This window comes from Bacteroidota bacterium (genome assembly GCA_037133915.1).
Taxonomy (GTDB): Bacteria; Bacteroidota; Bacteroidia; order Bacteroidales; family CAIWKO01; genus JBAXND01.
This window is the reverse complement of sequence record JBAXND010000029.1, coordinates 22,534-40,886: the sequence shown is the minus strand read 5'-3', so window position 1 is coordinate 40,886 and position 18,353 is coordinate 22,534. Positions and strand designations below refer to the sequence as shown.

21 protein-coding genes are annotated in these 18,353 nt (G+C 42.0%); 10 read left to right on the top strand and 11 right to left on the bottom strand.

Translation table 11 applies throughout. The annotated features are described in order from the left end of the window. Nucleotides 1-42: 42 nt before the first annotated feature. The 6 genes from WCM76_10710 to WCM76_10685 form a co-directional block, all read right to left on the bottom strand. On the bottom strand, nt 43-1,848 hold the full coding sequence (locus WCM76_10710; protein MEI6766105.1) for an aconitase/3-isopropylmalate dehydratase large subunit family protein: 1,806 nt from the start codon (nt 1,846-1,848) through the stop codon (nt 43-45). Between the two features lie 55 nt (nt 1,849-1,903). Next, nucleotides 1,904-2,263, bottom strand: coding sequence for a four helix bundle protein (locus WCM76_10705; protein ID MEI6766104.1), 360 nt, complete (start codon nt 2,261-2,263; stop codon nt 1,904-1,906). 36 nt (nt 2,264-2,299) lie between these two features. Further along, complete coding sequence (locus tag WCM76_10700) at nt 2,300-2,869, bottom strand: HDIG domain-containing metalloprotein (GenBank protein MEI6766103.1); 570 nt, start codon at nt 2,867-2,869, stop codon at nt 2,300-2,302. Nucleotides 2,870-2,950: 81 nt separating this feature from the next. Continuing rightward, entirely contained in the window at nt 2,951-4,144 is a 1,194-nt protein-coding gene (locus tag WCM76_10695; protein ID MEI6766102.1) for an isocitrate/isopropylmalate family dehydrogenase, read from the bottom strand. A gap of 150 nt (nt 4,145-4,294) precedes the next feature. Beyond that, a complete protein-coding gene (locus WCM76_10690) occupies nt 4,295-4,879 on the bottom strand; it encodes an indolepyruvate oxidoreductase subunit beta (protein ID MEI6766101.1) in 585 nt (194 codons plus the stop codon). 4 nt (nt 4,880-4,883) lie between these two features. After that, nucleotides 4,884-6,482 (bottom strand): thiamine pyrophosphate-dependent enzyme, encoded by a 1,599-nt coding sequence (locus WCM76_10685; GenBank protein MEI6766100.1) that lies wholly within the window; start codon nt 6,480-6,482, stop codon nt 4,884-4,886. 134 nt (nt 6,483-6,616) lie between these two features. Here WCM76_10685 and WCM76_10680 point away from each other — a divergent pair, with 134 nt between their 5' ends. The 10 genes from WCM76_10680 to WCM76_10635 all read left to right on the top strand — a co-directional run bounded on the left by WCM76_10680 (nt 6,617) and on the right by WCM76_10635 (nt 15,084). Continuing rightward, a complete protein-coding gene (locus WCM76_10680) occupies nt 6,617-7,198 on the top strand; it encodes an acyl carrier protein phosphodiesterase (GenBank protein ID MEI6766099.1) in 582 nt (193 codons plus the stop codon). Between the two features lie 60 nt (nt 7,199-7,258). After that, the gene (locus WCM76_10675; GenBank protein ID MEI6766098.1) at nt 7,259-7,924 is read left to right on the top strand and encodes a hypothetical protein; all 666 of its coding nucleotides are present in this window, start codon (nt 7,259-7,261) and stop codon (nt 7,922-7,924) included. A gap of 36 nt (nt 7,925-7,960) precedes the next feature. Beyond that, nucleotides 7,961-9,433 carry a WD40 repeat domain-containing protein gene (locus tag WCM76_10670; protein ID MEI6766097.1) on the top strand — a complete coding sequence of 491 codons (1,473 nt, stop codon included), beginning with the start codon at nt 7,961-7,963 and terminating at the stop codon, nt 9,431-9,433. Between the two features lie 125 nt (nt 9,434-9,558). Then, nucleotides 9,559-10,185 carry a hypothetical protein gene (locus WCM76_10665; protein MEI6766096.1) on the top strand — a complete coding sequence of 209 codons (627 nt, stop codon included), beginning with the start codon at nt 9,559-9,561 and terminating at the stop codon, nt 10,183-10,185. Between the two features lie 114 nt (nt 10,186-10,299). Beyond that, nucleotides 10,300-10,884, top strand: coding sequence for a hypothetical protein (locus WCM76_10660; GenBank protein ID MEI6766095.1), 585 nt, complete (start codon nt 10,300-10,302; stop codon nt 10,882-10,884). Nucleotides 10,885-10,945: 61 nt separating this feature from the next. Beyond that, nucleotides 10,946-11,539: a hypothetical protein gene (locus WCM76_10655; GenBank protein MEI6766094.1), complete on the top strand. Its 594-nt coding sequence runs from the start codon at nt 10,946-10,948 to the stop codon at nt 11,537-11,539. 134 nt (nt 11,540-11,673) lie between these two features. Further along, on the top strand, nt 11,674-12,342 hold the full coding sequence (locus WCM76_10650; GenBank protein ID MEI6766093.1) for a hypothetical protein: 669 nt from the start codon (nt 11,674-11,676) through the stop codon (nt 12,340-12,342). Nucleotides 12,343-12,408: 66 nt separating this feature from the next. Further along, nucleotides 12,409-13,248, top strand: coding sequence for a CPBP family glutamic-type intramembrane protease (locus WCM76_10645; protein MEI6766092.1), 840 nt, complete (start codon nt 12,409-12,411; stop codon nt 13,246-13,248). A gap of 49 nt (nt 13,249-13,297) precedes the next feature. Further along, nucleotides 13,298-14,506: a bifunctional 3,4-dihydroxy-2-butanone-4-phosphate synthase/GTP cyclohydrolase II gene (locus WCM76_10640; protein MEI6766091.1), complete on the top strand. Its 1,209-nt coding sequence runs from the start codon at nt 13,298-13,300 to the stop codon at nt 14,504-14,506. 5 nt (nt 14,507-14,511) lie between these two features. After that, nucleotides 14,512-15,084, top strand: a complete 573-nt coding sequence (locus WCM76_10635) for a DNA-3-methyladenine glycosylase I (GenBank protein ID MEI6766090.1) — start codon at nt 14,512-14,514, stop codon at nt 15,082-15,084. Between the two features lie 26 nt (nt 15,085-15,110). On the opposite strand, the gene WCM76_10630 is transcribed toward WCM76_10635, so the two are convergent. From WCM76_10630 to WCM76_10610, 5 genes are all read right to left on the bottom strand, one after another. Next, nucleotides 15,111-15,653, bottom strand: coding sequence for a DUF1697 domain-containing protein (locus WCM76_10630; GenBank protein MEI6766089.1), 543 nt, complete (start codon nt 15,651-15,653; stop codon nt 15,111-15,113). 5 nt (nt 15,654-15,658) lie between these two features. Further along, nucleotides 15,659-16,876 carry a tetratricopeptide repeat protein gene (locus tag WCM76_10625; protein ID MEI6766088.1) on the bottom strand — a complete coding sequence of 406 codons (1,218 nt, stop codon included), beginning with the start codon at nt 16,874-16,876 and terminating at the stop codon, nt 15,659-15,661. Then, complete coding sequence (locus WCM76_10620; GenBank protein MEI6766087.1) at nt 16,873-17,307, bottom strand: OsmC family protein; 435 nt, start codon at nt 17,305-17,307, stop codon at nt 16,873-16,875. Before WCM76_10620 ends, WCM76_10625 begins: the two co-directional genes overlap by 4 nt. Before the next feature lie 72 nt (nt 17,308-17,379). After that, nucleotides 17,380-17,880, bottom strand: a complete 501-nt coding sequence (locus tag WCM76_10615; protein ID MEI6766086.1) for a GyrI-like domain-containing protein — start codon at nt 17,878-17,880, stop codon at nt 17,380-17,382. A 2-nt stretch (nt 17,881-17,882) separates the two neighbouring features. Further along, nucleotides 17,883-18,353, bottom strand: a complete 471-nt coding sequence (locus WCM76_10610) for a VOC family protein (GenBank protein ID MEI6766085.1) — start codon at nt 18,351-18,353, stop codon at nt 17,883-17,885.

Genomic DNA, 18,353 nt, shown 5'->3' with positions numbered 1-18,353 from the left:
GTGAAATCCCTTATGCATAATTGCCCATTTCAATCAGAGGTTTTAAAGCAATCCGCCGTTCTTGTAAATCTGATACTGTGCATCATAAAATTTATTTATTGATGCAGATTTATTATTGCTAAGATTTGTAATTGTTCCGCCAAGGAAATCAATTTTTACGCGATTCCCGCTTTGCAGCCCTATTTCCTGAATTATTTCGGGTTTGTATGTCAGGATTGGCAAAGCGGCATTAATGGCATTGCGTTCATAAATGGCGCCGAATGATTCGGCCAGAATGCACGTAATGCCCAGTGAAATAAAGCAATCTACGGCCTGTTGTCTGGAACTTCCGGCTCCAAAGTTTTTCGATGTAATTACGATATCGCCAGGCAGTGCCTTCTTGGCGAAGTCTTCATATCCTTTTAAATTGTCAAACGAATATTGTCCCATTTCTTTGATATCAGTAATGGTCAGATAGCGGTTATGGTAAATCATATCTGTATCGATATCGTCGATAGGGATGAGCCATACACGGCCTTCGGCAACAACAGGGCGTTCTGTGTTTGTGGCTTTTGCTTTTCCACTTGTTGCTTTCATAATACCTTTTTTCTCAAAAACGGCTGCTGTTTCGGGCAGTTCGTCAGGGGTAGTGATATAGCCTGCAACGGCTGAGGCGGCAACCACTTCGGGCGATGCAAGATATACAAAACCTTTACCCTGCTTGCCAGAGAAATTGCGGTTTCCGGTACTGATGGTTACTTCGTCGGGACCGTTCTGTCCGACCTGTCCGGCGGCACATCCCGCACATCCTGCGTTTGAAAGCATGGCGCCGGCATCTTTGAATATTTTCACCAAACCTTCGTCCAGCGCGATGTTCCATATTTTGTCTGTGGAAGGTACAATTTTCAATACAACACCGGGCGCTACTTTGCGACCTTTCAGCACGGATGCGGCTTTACGCAGGTCTTCCATTCTGCCGTTGGTGCAACTGCCAATAAATGCTGAATCTATTTTAGTGCCTTTTACGGATGCAACAGAAGTATCATCATGAGGGTGTCCCGGTTTCGCAACCATAGGCACAAATTTACTGATGTCAATGTCGTGAACTTCAAGATAGGCGGCATCCTTATCTGCGAAAACAGGAATAAGTTTTCTTCCGGTTTTGGCTTCACAATAATCCATGATATCTTGCGATGGCGTGAAGAATAATATTATGGCGCCCATTTCAGTGGCCATAGATGAAATAGTGATGCGCTCGTCCAATGTAAGTTTGTCGGCTTCTTCACCGCAAATTTCAACGGAATAGCCGAGTAATTTATTTGCACCAAAAATAGACAGGAGATTGAGAACAATATCCTTGGCACTTATACCTGCCGGTCTTTTACCAACCAGATTTAATTTCACAGAGTGCGGAACTTTGAACCATACGGCGCCTTTTGCCCAGGCTGCCGCTATGTCCTGATCGCCCATTCCCTGTCCGAAAGAGCCAAGCGCTCCCATAATGTTTGCGTGTGAATCTGTTGATACGAAAGTACTGCCGGGCCACACGAAACCGCTGTCAATGGCGAGGTGTGTGCCAACGCCTGAATCGATATCATACACCGCAATATCATTTTCACGCGCGTACTGCCTGCAATAATGCTGGTTGGCGGCGTATTTCTGATCGGAGCCGGTGGGGTTGCAATCGAAGGTGAAAATTGTTTTTGTTGCATCAGCAACGGTGTAGCCTGCGTCAATCAGGTTTTTAACCACATTGGCACCACCAAAATCGCGTGCAGCGCGGATATCAATAAATACATCGATGATGTCGTCGGGATGCACTACTTCATTGTTGCTGTGTTGTGCAAGAATTTTTTCAATTAAATTCATAAAAATGAATAATTAGTAATTATTAATTAATAATTGTCTTAAAACTGCTGTCATATTAGGCGTTGATTTTTGAACGTGATGTTCGGATGATAGTAAACAGCAATTTGCTGATTTCCTCACAATCTTTTTTAATGGAGAAAAATGATTTTTCGTCTATATACCCTGAATCATGTAATAACCTTAGCCAATAATCGGTTTCTCGAATTTCTTTGTACGCAATATTCATTTTGCATGTGAAATCTTTTTTGGATGCTCCACCTAATGCTTCCTGTATATTAGCGCCGACAGATGTTCCACTTCTAAGTACCTGAGACGCCAGAATACGGTCATGCTTGATATCGCGGATAAAATGAAAGAGTTTTATAATACGCAATGCAAATAAATATGACTTTTCCTCAATCAGATTCTTCTTCATTTTAGTAATTATAAATTGTTAATTACTAATTATTAATTATTTAAGCCTGTCTTTAAACGGCTCAAATGTCATAAAATCCGCATGATGAACTACAAATGCTTCGGTGGTGCGTTTTACCATGTCGCCTTCGCCGGCGTGCGTGGCAATAATGTGGCAAACAGCTGCCGGCACTCCGCACTGCTCGGCCAGAGAAACACCGCTGAAAGGATGGCGCAGATATTTGCCATATTTTCCCTGTACGGATTTTCCGTCTTTCATTTCGTATTCGAGCAGTTTGCCGACATCTGCCAGAATAGCGCCTGCTATCAGCACATCCATGTCAACCGGAAGGTCGTTCCTGAAAAATTTATTCATCTGATTGCCGCAGTCAAGAGCGATGTGAACGACCGCACGCTTATGATCCATAAAACTGACTTTCATGTCGGGACCGGCAAGCAGTGTAAACGGAATAGTGCTTAAATCTTCGGGTGTGAGGACGCTTTTTTGAAGCGCCAGTGCCCAGGTATTGGTAGTGGTTTCGCGAAGCGGGGCGTCTTTTATCCATTCCAGCTCGGGCCACAGTTTTTTTGCTTTCTCAACGAATTCTGCTTTGATGATTTCAGCCATATTGATATTTATTAAAGAAGCCATCCATGCGGCATTGTTTGAATGCTGTATAAATGGCTCCCGGTTTTAACTGTTTAATTGTTATTTCAGTTTTGCAATAATGGCATCAGCCATTTGACGGGTAGATGCAGCGCCTTTGTTCACCACATCAGGATTACCGCCCATTTTCAGCATGTCATATGCCATCACTTTTCCTTCAAGGATTACCTGCGCAACAGCGTTACGAATGCGGTCAGCAATTTCCATTTCACCGATATGCTCAAGCATCATTACTGCCGATGAAACCATGGCAATAGGATTTACGATAGAAACAGGATAATCGGCGTATTTCGGAGCAGAACCATGTGTGGGTTCGAATACCGCTACTTTTTCGCCGATGTTGGCACTGCATGCAAATCCGAGACCGCCTGCCAGTCCGGCAAAGCCATCGCTTACAATATCGCCGAACATATTACCGGCAACAATAACATGATATTTTTCGGGGTTTTTGGTGAGCCACATCATCATCGCATCAATGTTTACATCTTCAACGCGGATGCCGGGATATTCGTTTTTCGACATTTCCTGGGCAAGTTTCAGCATCATACCTGATGTTTCTCTAACCACGTTGGGCTTTTCGCACACGGTAACCGTATCAAAACCTCTTTCTTTGGCATATTCAAAAGCGGCTTTAACAATGCGAGCAGTGTATTTTTTTGTGAAGATACGGGTTGAAACAGCTAATTCGGGTCTCGGGCACCATGAAAAATTCTCTTTGAATTTGGGATGCGTCATCAGCGCGTCATACACCTGATCCGATGGGTTGGTCCATTCCACACCTCCGTAAAGACATTCCGTATTCTGACGGAAAATCATAACATCCACGATGGGTTCTTCGATGGTATTGTTTGCTCCGCGTCTGATGAAGTTGAGCGGATTATTTTTAAACGTTTTAATCGGGCGCATGCAAATGTCGAGTGTGAATTTTTGGCGCATGCTAACAATCGGGCTGTAGTAGCTGATGCCTTTTCCCTGAAGTTCGGGAATCAGTTCGGCGGCAGCTTTATCTTTAGGTTTTGAAGTAATAGCTCCGAACAGTCCGATTTGGTGTTTCTCGAGCAGGTCGAGTGTGCGCTGAGGCAGCGGATCGCCTTCTTTACACCAGAATTCCCAACCTATATCTCCCTGAACATAATCTGCATCAAATCCTGCAGCGTCAAGTACGCGAATACATTCATCAAGTACCGGTTTTCCGATGCCGTCGCCGGGCATTGCAACGATGGTTCTTTTTGCCATAAAATTATTGTATTATTTAGTTAGCAACTGTTTATTATGCGGTTCAAAAATACGAATAAAACCATATCCCTTACAGGGATGAAAAATAAATATTATTTGGCAAAAAAAAGCCGACTAAGAAGCCGGCTTTCATATAGATTATATTTAGAATCATTTAATTAAATCCTTCACAAAATCCCGTCCGCTGCGCAGTGCGTTGATATTTGAATTTACAACGTCATCGCCTTTTTTACCGAACAGTTTGCGGATGGCATCTTCAAGTTTGGAAAACTCAATTTCGAGGAAGGGGGAGGAGGCGCCTAAAATAATCATGTTTGCTGCTTTTGAAGCCCCCTGGTCTTTGGCCATTTTATCGGCATCGATGAGTACATGTTGTTTGAGTTTGCCTATTTCTGCCAGTAATGCATCCTTATCGGGATAGTTCGGAATGTTTTTAAACGGTTCGGTATTGGAAATAAGCCATCCGTCGGGTGCCAGCATGTGCAGGTGTCTCAGGGCTTCCATTGGTTCAACGGAGATAATAAGGTCGGCTTTTCCTTTCGGGATAAGATCTGAGAAAATTTCAGTGTCCGAAACCCTTAAATTACTTGAAACGTCGCCGCCTCGCTGACTCATGCCATGTACTTCCGACTGCTTGGTTGACAGTTTCAGGTCAACCGCTGCCAATCCTATAACTGCTGCAATAGATACGATTCCCTGTCCGCCGACACCGGCTAATATGATATCTTTTTTCATCGTCTTACTTTTTAAATTTTTCTCTCATTTTCTTGTTAAGCTCAACTATGCATTCCCTGAGAGCAATAATCACAGAAACGCCATTGTATGCAAGTTCTTCTTTAACAATTGCGGTATTCTCCTCATGATTTTTTCTCAATGGTTTAATCACGCGGATGTGTTCGGGTTCTACGCCAATTCCTTTGCAAATGCTTTCTATTCTTCCGTTGGCAGCCGATTTCTGTCCGCCTGTCATGGCTGTAATCTGGTTATCAAGAATAAAAATCGTAACGGGTGATTTATCGATAACACAATCCAGCAGTCCGGTAATGCCGCTGTGAGTAAATGTCGAATCACCGATAACTGCAACTGCGGGAACCAATCCTGCATCGGCGGCACCTTTGGCCATGGTAATGGAAGCGCCCATGTCAACACAAGAATTTATGGCGTCAAAAGGTGGAAGTGCACCAAGAGTATAACAGCCAATATCAGCAAAAACACGTCCTTTGCCATAAGCCGCGAGCGCTTCATTCATGGAAAGATAGGAGTCTATATGCGGGCAGCCGGCACAAAGCGAAGGTGGTCTTCCAACCACGATTGCCGGAACTTCGTTGTATTTTTCTTCCGGAAATCCAAGTGCAGCGGCAACGATATTGGGGTTGAGTTCGCCATCACGTGGCAATGTACCATCCAGACGGCCTTTTATTTTATATGCACCGGCAAGAAATCCTTTCAGTTGTTCTTCAATTAAAGGATACCCTTCTTCCATCACAAGTATCTCTGCACAATCGGCAAATATCTGCTCAACTTTTTTTCGCGGAAGCGGGTACTGGCATACCTTTAGAACGGGATAGGGAACCTTTCCCTGATAATTCTCAACAAGATAATTATAGGCAATGCCGCTGCAAATAATGCCGAGGCTTTTATCATGACCTTCATAATAATTATTGAATGCTGATTTTTCTGATTCCATTTCAAAAGAATCCTGCATTCCAAGCAGCATTTTATAACGTTTGCGTGCAATTGCCGGAAGCAAAATGAATTGTTTCAGGTCTTCGGGCAATTTCAGTTCGTTCTGCGCGCGGCCGGGTTTCAGCACAACGCCGGCTCTTGAGTGTGCCAGACGGGTTGTGATACGCAGCATCACGGGAACTTTGTACTTTTCCGACATTTCGAAACCGTAAATCACCATGTCGTATGCTTCCTGCTGGTTGAGCGGTTCAAGACAGGGAATAAATGCAAATTTTGCGTAAAAGCGCGAGTCCTGCTCATTCTGTGATGAATGCATGGAAGGATCGTCGGCAGCCACTACAATCATACCTCCGTTAACGCCTGTTATGGCTGAGTTTATGAAGGGGTCGGCAGCTACATTCAGCCCAACATGCTTCATGCATACCAGTGATCTTTTGCCGGCATACGACATGCCGAGCGCACTTTCCATCGCTGTTTTTTCATTTGCACCCCAACATGCCTTCACACCATTGGCGCGGGCAGTTTTAGAATGATCAATATATTCTGTAATCTCTGTAGATGGCGTTCCGGGGTAGGCATAGCATCCGGAAATGCCGGCATCCAGTGCTCCCTGCGCAATAGCCTCATCTCCTAATAACAATACAGTCTGCATAATATCGTTTTATATATTTTATCAAATTTGAACTTGCACAAAACTAAAACAAATTTTATAAACAACATGACTACCGCGATTTTTTAACTTCACATTAATTTTGTTCCTTCGTGGCTTGTTAATTTACAGTTATTATGAACTATCTGGCACATGCATTCCTTTCGGGAAAAAATAAAAACATCCTCATCGGAAATTTTCTGGCTGATGCTGCCAAAGGACATACTGCTCATTATGACGAAGAAATTCGCAAAGGCATTAAACTGCACCGTATCATAGACCATTTTACTGATGGACATCCTGTTGTAACATTGAGCAAGCAGCGACTTCATCCTAAATATCATAAGTATGCCGGAGTGATTGTGGATATGTATTATGATCATTTTCTCGCGAAATCATGGCCTGTATATTCCAATCGTCCGCTTGAAGAATTCGCAGCAACCACTTATGAATTGTTGATTAAAAATTTCGCCATACTACCGCCGCGGTTAAAACGTATGTTGCCATATATGATAGCTTTCAACTGGCTGGTAGCCTATTCGGATACTTCCAATCTCAGACGGTTTTTTACCGGACTGTCTAAACGAACCGCGTTTTATTCGGGAATGGAACATTGTGTTGACGATCTGGAAGAACATTATCCGCTTTTTAAAAATGAATTTGAATGTTTTTTTCCGGAATTAATAAAGAAGGTGGAAAAGTCAATAGAGTTATTATAGAATATCCCTATATTTGAATCGAAATTTTATAATCGGCCAATCATCTAAACCGTATACCCTATGAAAAATATTTTTTTTATGATTCTTTTTGCCGGCTTAATATTGTCGGGTTGCTCCGGTGGAGCTGATAAAACAAAAGATTCTAAAGATGCTGATTCCACAGGCATTGCAAAAAATAATTCTGAGGTAAAAGGCAGATACGGTCTTAAATCGGCCATAATTTTCATGAAATCAAAAACCATGGGAATGGAGCAGGATTTGGTCATGTATTTTGATGATTATGGCGCAAAGCAGATGACCGAAATTACTGTAGAAGTAATGGGCATGAAATCGCAAACCATCGCTTTACAGGATGGTGATTACATGTACACTATTGATATGAAAACAAAAACAGGGACAAAAACGAAGCTGGAGAAAAGCGGTCCTGACAATGTGAATTTCCAGCAGCTTACGGATGAGGTAATCAAAAAATTCAATATTAAAAAAGCCGGGACAGGTGAAGTGGCCGGTCGCACATGTGAAAAGTTTACAATGGAAGTGGCTGATTCAAAAATGACCGGTACTTATTTTATCTGGAAAGGTATTCCACTTAAAACAGAGGCTTCTATTGGAGGAATAAGTGTCAGCATGGAGGTCACCAGAATAGATGAAAATGCAGCTATTGCTGCCGAGAAATTTAAAATTCCGGCCGGTGTTAAAATAGTTGAAACCGCAGAAGGAAAGTAACAACCGTATTAAAAATAATTTTATAAAATCCACGATATGAGAAGATTTTTACCTGCCCTTATTTTTATTATTTGTGCAGTTTTTGCCGGAACTTCCCGGGCGCAGGACTGCCTTCACATTCTTAAAGGTGATACAAGCCTGGTATCATCACTTACCTTCAGTCCTAACAGTAAAATACTTGCCAGTGGCAGTTGGGACAGGTACATCAAAACATGGGATGTTTCAAACGGGCAAATGCTTCGGAGTTTTGAAGCGCATAAAAGCATGGTTACTGCTCTTGCATTCAGTGCCGACAATAATACGCTCACCAGCGGCAGCTGGGAGCCAAACATAAAATTGTGGGATGTTGCCACCGGCAGCGAAACGGCTGTTATTCATAATGCTGTTACTGAAAAAGTTACCGCAATAGCGTACAGCCCCGATTACAAATTGCTGGCTGTCGCCGCCTTCGACACAATCAGACTGTTTGATGCAGAGAAAAACTTTGTTCGCAGTTTTACCGGACACCAGAATGCGGTCAATGAAATTTGTTTCAGCCCCGACGGAAAAAGGCTGGTTAGCGCGAGCTGGGACAGAACTGTCCGCCTTTGGGATGTTGCTACTGGGAAATGCATCAAGGTGTTGAAAGGACATCTCACAAATGTAAATTCTGTTTCGTTTGGTCCTGACGGAAATACTATTGTAAGCGCTTCCGACGATGGTATGGTTCGGGTATGCGATGGCAATACGGGAGAATTCATCGCCAACATGAACATGGCAATGGGCATAACGTGTGCCGCTTTAACACCCGATGGTAAATACATTGCCGGCGGATGCCTCGACGGAAAAATCCGCGTGATGGAATTACAGACCGAAAAGACAATAAAAACTTATGAAGGTCATACGAAAGCGCTCACAAAACTCGAATTTAGCCCTAATGGCGAACGGATGGCAAGCGCATCGGAGGATATGAGCATCAGGATATGGGATGTAACCGACCTCAAATATGTGCAGTGCATTATTGATAAAATGGCCGACTACAGCAGCATGATAGTCCCCAAAGATGAGTTTGAAACTACCGAGCAATATATTCAGCGCCTGGCAGATTATGATAAAAAGAAAGCAGATGCAAGACGCGAGTGCGTAAAAGAAGCCGAGTTAATGACCATTCAGAACAAAGTAATTTTTGACGAACAGCACAAGCCGGTGTTTTCATATATAACGATCCGTTTGGATGCTCTCAGCAAGTACGATGCCGATAAGCAATTATACATGGTTACTATCGACAGTATGAAGTATGAACTCAGCATGCCTATTGCCGATGCGAAGACATTTAAAACAAGTTGGCAGAAAGCTGTAGTAAGCGGCATTAAAAAAACAAACCCCGTCAATAAGAAATTTGAATTGCTTAATATGGCGGTAGTGCATCCGCTTTCCAATACGCTTTACCCTATTGGAGTGCAGGTGCTTCCAGAAAATGATAAGGAATTGAAAGAGTTCATCGATAAGAACGGGAAGCAGAAAAAATAACGGATATGCATTATCCGGTTTCAACGTGAAGATGATATTGAAAAATGCGAAACTTTTTTTCGTTATTTTCATTGATTATATATATTTGTGAAAAATTTGCTAAATTGCATCAAATTAATTTCCCTATGAAGTCAGTAAAAAAACTCCTCATTATCGCTCTGGTCGTTGCCATCGTAGCTCCGCTGCTTAATTCCTGCAAAAAAGGTGAAGAGGATCCATGGTTCTCATTTTATTCCAGAAAAACCCGTTTGTGTCAGGCATGGAAATTCTCATTTTACAAAAGGGTTGAGCAACACAATGCAACGATAGTTTCTTACACCTATGATGGCTCATCGTTCAGGAAAATTTCGTCAAATGACCAATACATCAGTGCCGGTTCTATGGTAATCACTTTTTCGACCAATGGTACTTACAAGTGGGAACAGCAAACGACCACCGATACTTCCACCTACAATTATTCGGAGCAGGGAAACTGGTATTTTTCGGGTAAAAACAGTGATGGCGAAACAAAATCAAAGGAATTGCTGAGCTTGCAGAAGAAAGACATGACCGAAACCTCTACAAGTAATAACAGTATCTCAACCATTACCTATAAAGGCAGTGGCGACTTAGGTACCAATGTGTTTAAAATTGTTGGTCTTTCGTCCAAAGAGGTACACCTGATTTCCGAATATCAAATTACCAACACCACCGGAGGCGGAGATGATATCGTGAAAATAACAACCGAAATAAAGCTGCAGAAAAATCTTTGATAAATCATTTAGATACAATTGATTTGTTAATTTTATTATCTAAACCGGAATGCTTAACATATTTTATTATACATTTGTAAACAGAAAAATTATAAACCAAAAAACGTTCAAACCATGAAAAAGTTTTTATTAGTTGTTCTAGTCGGAGCACTGGCATTACCGGTGTTTCAGTCATGTAAAAAAGGACCGAATGATCCTGCGATTTCATTTAAATCACGTTCGGCACGTCTGGTTGGCGAATGGAAAATTTTTAAAGGTGTGGAAGTCCAGAATAACGCCGGAACCATTACTAACATTAACATTGATAACAGCACTTATTCAGAAACCAGCGGTGGAACAACCGTTACCGGTGTTATTACCACTGAAATTTCTATCAAAAAAGACGGCACCTACACATGGAAACAAACTCTTACCATTGCCGGTACTACCGAAATTGATGAGCAGGAAGGCACATGGTCATTTTTGGGCGCCAACTCAGCTAATACCATTAAAAATAAACAATGCGTTGCTTTCCAGTGCAACAAATCGACCAACATTTCAGGCAGCACCACAACTGTGAGCACCTATACAGGATGGTGGCCCACCGTGTATAATATAGACGAACTCAAGAGCAAAGAAATCATTTTAATCCGCGATTACAGTTACACCGGATCCAGCACTGATACTGAAAGTGTTACATACACACTTCAGCCCAAATAATCAGTAATATTGAAGATTAAGGTAAATCAAACTTATTTATTCATTGCAAAACTTAAGAATCATGAAAAATATTTCAAAATTTGTGTTGGTGCTGTTAATCGCAGCATGTGCCATGCCTGCTTTTCAGTCATGCAAAAAGGGCGATAATGACCCCGGTATATCGTTTAAATCAAGAAAATCACGTCTGGTTGGCGAATGGAATGTTACCAAAGGTAAATTAACCCAAACCTCCGGCGGATCTGTTGCAACAATGACTTATGATGGCAGCTCATACAGCGTTACCTCAGGAGGTACAACCACAACAGGTACATATACTTTTGAGTATTCTATCCTTAAAGATGGTAAATATACATCTAAAGAGACCCGTACTGTTGCCGGAGCCACAACATCTTATTCTTACGAAGGATTTTGGTATTTCCTTGATGCCAATAAAAATCTTCAGGCTAAGAACAAAGAGCGCGTTGCTTTCCAATGCACAAAATACACTTACACTTCAGGTACCACAACTACGATTCAGACTTATACAGGCGATAATCCCGATGAGTATTATCTGGACGAGCTGAAAGGCAAAGAAATGATCTGGAAACGTAGTTTAAGTGCAACCGGTGGCTCAACCACAACCATTGATTACGAATACACTCTGACCTTAAAATAATAAGGAATACAATTTTTGAAAATCCCGGCCACCCGTCGGGATTTTTTTTTATCAAATATCTATTTTAAACCAAGAAAATTTTGTTTAATTGCAATTGTTGCTATATTTGCATTGCTAACGAAATGTTATATCACATGAAAAGTTTAAAACCTCTTGTAATTCTTATTTTGGCAGTGCTTACCATCGCCCCGTTTATGCAATCGTGTAAAAAAGGTGATGGCGATCCCTTCTTTTCTATATACTCCCGTAAGGCACGCGTAGCCGGCGACTGGAAAATTTCTAAACTTACCGACAATGTTGCGTATGGTAAAATTACGATTGAAACCACTTACGACGGAAATAAAAAGCAAGAAGTAACCACAGTGCACGACTCCATTATTCATGTGACCAATCCTACACCGCATGATTCAACATTTGATTATATCACCAAACAAACCTGGACAGGAAGTGTTGCCTATACATTTGAGAAAAAAGGCACCTATGACATTCTTGAAAACTTTACAAACGATACCACCATGGAGAAATTCACCGCTGAAGAAAAAGGACTGTGGTATTTTACCGGGGGTGGGAAAAATAGCGGATTCAAATACAAAGAACTTCTGGGACTGCAAATGCAATCCTATGTATATAACCCCGATGGCAGCGCATCATACACCATTACCGGAATAGGCGATAACGACCAGGAAATTTATGAGATTTACGAATTGAAAAATAATGAAATCATCCTTAAAGTTGAAACTGAAGAAACCATCAACACATTAAAAATTACACATACGCTGGAACTTACACTCAGCCCTCGATAATTCTTAAGTGCCATCTTATTAATCCTCCGGATTTCCGGGGGATTTTTTTTACCATAATTCGTTGCTATGATAAGATACCTCTCCGGACTCTTCAATAGAATATTTACTGAAACCTGGATTACGACCACTGAAGATTCAAGAACCTATACACTCTCCGCGAAAGGAAAAAAGTTTGATTATAAAGTACTCATTACAGCTGTTACCGTTGCGCTGTCGCTGGTTTTTATCGAGTATATTGGCAAAGACCCTGCTTACATCACCGGGCTTCTGAAAAGCTTGTCGTTGAATGCTGCGGCAGAAAATTTGCGTTATCTCACCGAGAGTCACCCGAACCATCAATTGTACAGCCTTGCCTATTGGGTAATGGTAATCATGGTGTTCTACCTGTTACTGCCGGTTTTGGTTATAAAATTTGTTTTTAAGGAAAAACTGCGGAATTACGGACTTACCAAAGGCAGCCTGTTCAAAGATTATAAGCTTTACCTGCTGATGTTTATGGTGATGATACCCTTGGTACTGTATTTCTCACGCACTGATGGATTTCAGTACCGATATCCGTTTTACCGTCTTGCCACCAATGAACCCTTATGGCCAAATTTCTGGATGTGGGAGCTGCTTTACCTGTTCCAGTTCTTTTGCCTTGAATTCTTTTTCAGGGGGTTTATGGTGCATGGTCTCAAGCAGCGTTTTGGCTATTACAGTGTGTTTATGATGACGATTCCCTATTGCATGATACATTTCGGAAAGCCGCTGCCGGAAGCCATTGCCGCCATTGTTGCCGGCATTATTTTGGGCACGCTCAGCCTGAAAAGCAGGACAATCTGGATGGGTGTTATTATACACTACAGCGTGGCCATTGCCATGGATCTTTCTGCGCTCTGGCAAAAAGGTTATTGGGGGCATTGAGCCGAATGCGGAAAAAAGACTAATTTTGCGCCGATTATCATGCCCGATTATGACAGAAAAACTGAACACCATTGAAGAAGCCATCGACGATATCCGTAAAGGGAAACTTATCATCGTGGTTGACGACGAAGACCGCGAGAACGAAGGCGATTTTGTAGCCGCTGCTGAAAATATTACTCCTGAGATTGTCAACTTTATGGCGATGTACGGCCGTGGGCTGATATGCACACCGCTTTCAGAGGAGCGTTGCGAAGAACTGGGATTGGAAATGATGGTGGTTAAAAACACCTCATCGCACGAAACACAATTCACCGTTTCGGTTGACTTGCTTGGGCAAGGCTGCACTACGGGTATTTCGGCAAGCGACCGTTCTAAAACCATCAGAGCGCTTGCAAACCCGAAAACGCGTCCCGAAGAACTCGGCAGACCCGGACATATTTTTCCGCTAAAAGCTATGAATGGCGGCGTTTTGCGTCGCGCCGGACATACCGAAGCCACCATTGACCTTGCACGTCTTGCCGGCCTGAGCCCTGCCGGAGCACTCGTTGAAATAATGAATGAAGACGGTACCATGGCGCGCCTTCCCGACCTGTTTGTTATTGCAGAAAAGTTTGATTTCAAGATTATCTCCATAAAAGATCTGATTGCCTATCGGGTAAAAAACGAGAGCCTGATTGTAAAGGAAGAAACCGTGGAAATGCCTACGGAATGGGGTATTTTTAAAATGACATCTTACCTGCAGATAACCAATGGTCAGGTACATCTGGCGCTTTCGAAAGGCGAATGGAAAAAAGATGAACCCATTCTTGTAAGAGTTCATTCATCGTGCGTTACAGGCGATATTTTCGGTTCATGCCGCTGCGATTGCGGTGCACAACTCCACCGTTCTATGGAAATGATAGAAAAAGAAGGAAAAGGTGTTGTGCTTTATATGTTTCAGGAAGGCCGCGGAATAGGGCTTTCAAATAAACTGAAAACCTACCATCTGCAGGAAATGGGCCGCGATACCGTGGAAGCAAACCTCGAACTTGGATTTAAAGCCGACGAACGTGATTATGGTATAGGCGCACAAATGCTCAGCGACCTGAATGCAACCCGCATACGGCTTATTACCAACAATCCTAAGAAGAAAGCCGGTTTGAGTGGCTACGGCATCGAGATTGTTGAAAATGTTTCCCTGATAATTCCGCCCAACCAATACAACGAAAAGTACCTGAAGACAAAGCAACAGAAAATGGGCCATAAACTTGATTTCTGATATCAATGATAAATCGCTGTCCGTGGACTAAAGACGATGCCCAGATGAACGAATACCACGATACAGAGTGGGGCGTTCCGGTGCATGATGATGACAAACTGTTTGAATTTATTGTGCTCGATACCTTTCAGGCAGGGCTGAGCTGGCAGATTGTACTTCGCAAAAGAGAAAATTTTCGCAAAGCTTTTGCAGGATTCAATGCCGAAAAAATTGCACGCTTCAATGATAAAAAAGTAGCAGCATTGTTGCTTGATGAAGGCATTATTCGCAATAAAGCGAAGATAATCGCCACCATTGACAATGCAAAAGTTTTTCTGGAATTAAAGAAAACCTACGGCAGCTTCGATGCATTTATCTGGAAATTCACCAAGCAAAAAACCGTAGTGAACAAATGGAAGTCGCTTTCTGAAATTCCAACGCATTCGCCCGAATCGGATGCTATGAGTGCGGAACTGAAGAAACTCGGATTCCGCTTTGCAGGCACGACTATTTGCTACGCCTTTATGCAGGCCGCCGGCATGATCAACGACCACCTTGTGAGCTGCCCGAGGCATAAGCAGGTAACAGGTAATAGGTAAAATGTTTTTTGGGGTATACTTATAACTCAGAGGTTACAGCTTAGATTCACAAGCTCCTGCATAGTTTTCATATTTCTTGTGGTTGCCGTAGTTTTGAGCTTGTTCTCGAAAAATGTATTGTTCAGTTTTGTGTTACCATAGCCATTCGGGCAGTAGAGATACACAGTTTTTCCTTCAATACAAAATTCATCGGGCAGATAAGTATCGTGAGGAAGGTTATCAGCTAAAGTCCCTGGATTATCGGACATTAGTGTTACATGAATTTTTGAAAGGTCATCCTTGCATTTATTCAGAAATGGATGATTCTCTACAATGTGGATTAAGGCATCTTTTTTAATAACAAGAGCCGGAACGCTAAGGCTGAAGTGCTGCAAAATTAGGCCGGAAATAATGTGGGCGATTTTTTCTTCAGCTGTTTTTTTATATTGAAAAATAATATTACCGCTTTGGATGTAAGTGGTCACATTACTGAACCCTTCATTTATCATCATTATACGCAGAGCATCCATTTTTATGATGTTTCTGCCACTTACGTTTATGCCGCGCAAAATGGCGATGTAGGTTTTCATAAAATTCATTTTTTTAATTTCGCGCGCATCTGCTCTACGTATTCTCCGACTTCAATATCCTGATAAGGAATTTTGCGTTCATCGATGGATGCATCCATCAAATCAATTAATTCTTGCGCCTGCTTATTTTTTTTGTTAATCAGATACTCGGAGGCGTGGGCAATGATATTATACCGGATTAAGTCCATGAAATTTATTTCCTGATCACAGTTCAGGTTTGTTTTTGCGCCTAATTCAAGTACTTTGCTGATATCAGCTTTGTATTGCGCGTATTTAACCGGTTTTTGTTTTTTCGTAATTAGTTTATCAACGAGTATCTTCGATTGAAGGTGCTCTTTGAGGCTGAGCCTTGCATCTTCGTTGAATGCGGTGGTGAAAAATACATCACGCTGAAAATTATTTTTTCGGAGCAGACTCAGAAATATCCTGTCGCCGCGTAATAAATAGTGTTCATAATAACTTGGCGCTATTTTCCACGCGAATTTCCCGATGGTAACTTTTGAATCTTCCCACTGGCAATAATCAATGGTATCAAGAACTGCAGCCGACAAATCGAAAGTGGCAATGCCTTTATCTGCCAATAAGCGCGGATACCAGTCGGTATTTAAAAGACTAATGTCAATAACGGCAACGTCGGTGCGATAGTTTTCTACAAATTGCAGATACCAGAGCGGGATGGTGAAGTTATCGCCCGACGAAATCAGTATTGAGTTTTTGCTGCAGCGGTCAAGTACTGCTTTGTTCACAGACAGGAAGAATGTACTGAAGCCACCGCGTTTTTTGCCCTCGCTGAATGCCCACAGCGCTGAATCCGCTTTGTTGTTGTTTATGTAGCACATTGCAAGAGAGCCCCATTCAGCAGTAATTTTCGACCAGGGATCAAGTGCCAGCGTTTCGCCGGTATAGTGAGGTTGCAGCCTATTTACTGTTTCAAATTCATTGCTGCATTTCAATGTCAGTGCCCTATTCATGTTGACTATTCCTTTACCGTCCTTCGAATTCAACCGACTGTAAGCATACCCCAAAAAGTAATGTGCCTCTGCACTATCGGGTTCCAGCAGTACTGCTTTTTCAAGATTTGCAACTGCTGCGGCATAATCCTGCTTATCAAATTCTTTATAAAATTCTGATTTGCCATTTTTAAGAAGATTCTCAAAATCGTGGTTCTGTGATATGGCGCTGAATGTAAATACTGTCAGCAGGCAAGTGATGAATGTTTTCAAAATACTATTTGATAATTAATAAATAATTCAACATTTCCTTTCAGCATTGACCACACCGGGCAATACTTATCTTCAGTGAGCTGTATCACCTTGTCCATATCATCGCTCGACGTATCGGGTGCAGTAATCAGAATATTTAGTGTGATACTTTTAAACCCTGTAGGGTGTTCTTCTTTTCGGATTCCTTTTGAAATAATTTTAAAACCGGTAATTTCTTTATTCATTTTTCTCAGAAAAGTAATTACCGCCGACCCAACGCATGATGATAAACTCAATAGCAGCAATTCGAGAGAAGTGTAGCCCAGGTCATCACCCAAAGGAGGAAAATAGTCAATTGAAACAGGGGTATTATTTCCTGCAGTACCGTTAAAATGCAGTTTATTATTTATCAGCTCAACGGTAGTATTCAGTTCTTTTGCTTTATCCGGCATGGCTTTGATCATTATGAATTTTCAATCACAAATATACGGATGCCAATTGAAATGAAGGCCGGCAGTGAAAGGTTATTCTCTTTTCTTTATGGGGATAAATATATTTTCTTCGGAGTCAGCGCTGTTATTGTTGTATTTTTCGCCCAGTAATTCAAAATGCGGTCTGTTGTCAAGCGCGTATTCAGAACCCGGCAGCCATGTGCCAAAGATATATTGAAAAAATACTGCAGCTTCGCTAACGGCACCTTTATATGCAAAAACAGCGTACAATCCGCTTTCCAGATAAAAAACCTCCATCCCGTCGGGAGTGTTTTCAAGTTCTGAAACTTCGGCGGCAGCCCATTTTTCGAACATCAGATCGGGATTGAACTTACTGAAGTCGGGCAGCTCGCCGAACAACTGCATAGAAAATAAATCGCGTGAAACACGCTTGTTAATCTCCTTGAGCCGGGGCATAAAACTTCTCCATAGGTCCACCGTTCTGTTTTCGGAAAAGCTCATTTTCAGGCGCTTTCCGACAAGTGTTTTGGCTGATAATTGTACAATTTCAGGAATAAGTTTTTTGTCATTCATTTTCAGGCATTCAGTAAAACATCAATCTCAAACTTTTTCATTTGGAGGAAGGCTTGCGTTACCCTGCCTGCTTTTGCCGGATCAAGCAACAGCTGTGGCAAAACGGAAGGTACAATCTGCCATGAAAGTCCGTATTTATCCTTGAGCCAGCCGCACTGACTTTCTTCTCCACCTTCGGTAAGCCTGTTCCAGTAATGGTCAATTTCTTCCTGTGTATCACAGAATATTTGAAAAGATACGGCCTCCGTAAATCTGAATATCGGACCACCGTTAAGTGCTGTATACGTTTGTCCGTTAATTCTGAAAACTACCGTCAATACCTTTCCTTCAGGTTGCCCGTGTACCTCAAAACCTTCTTTTGGATACCTGCTTATTGAAATAATCTCCCCGTTTTTGAAAACAGAAACATAGAAGTTCGCTGCTTCTTCGGCCTGATTATCGAACCAAAGGCAGGGTACTATTTGGCCTTTCAT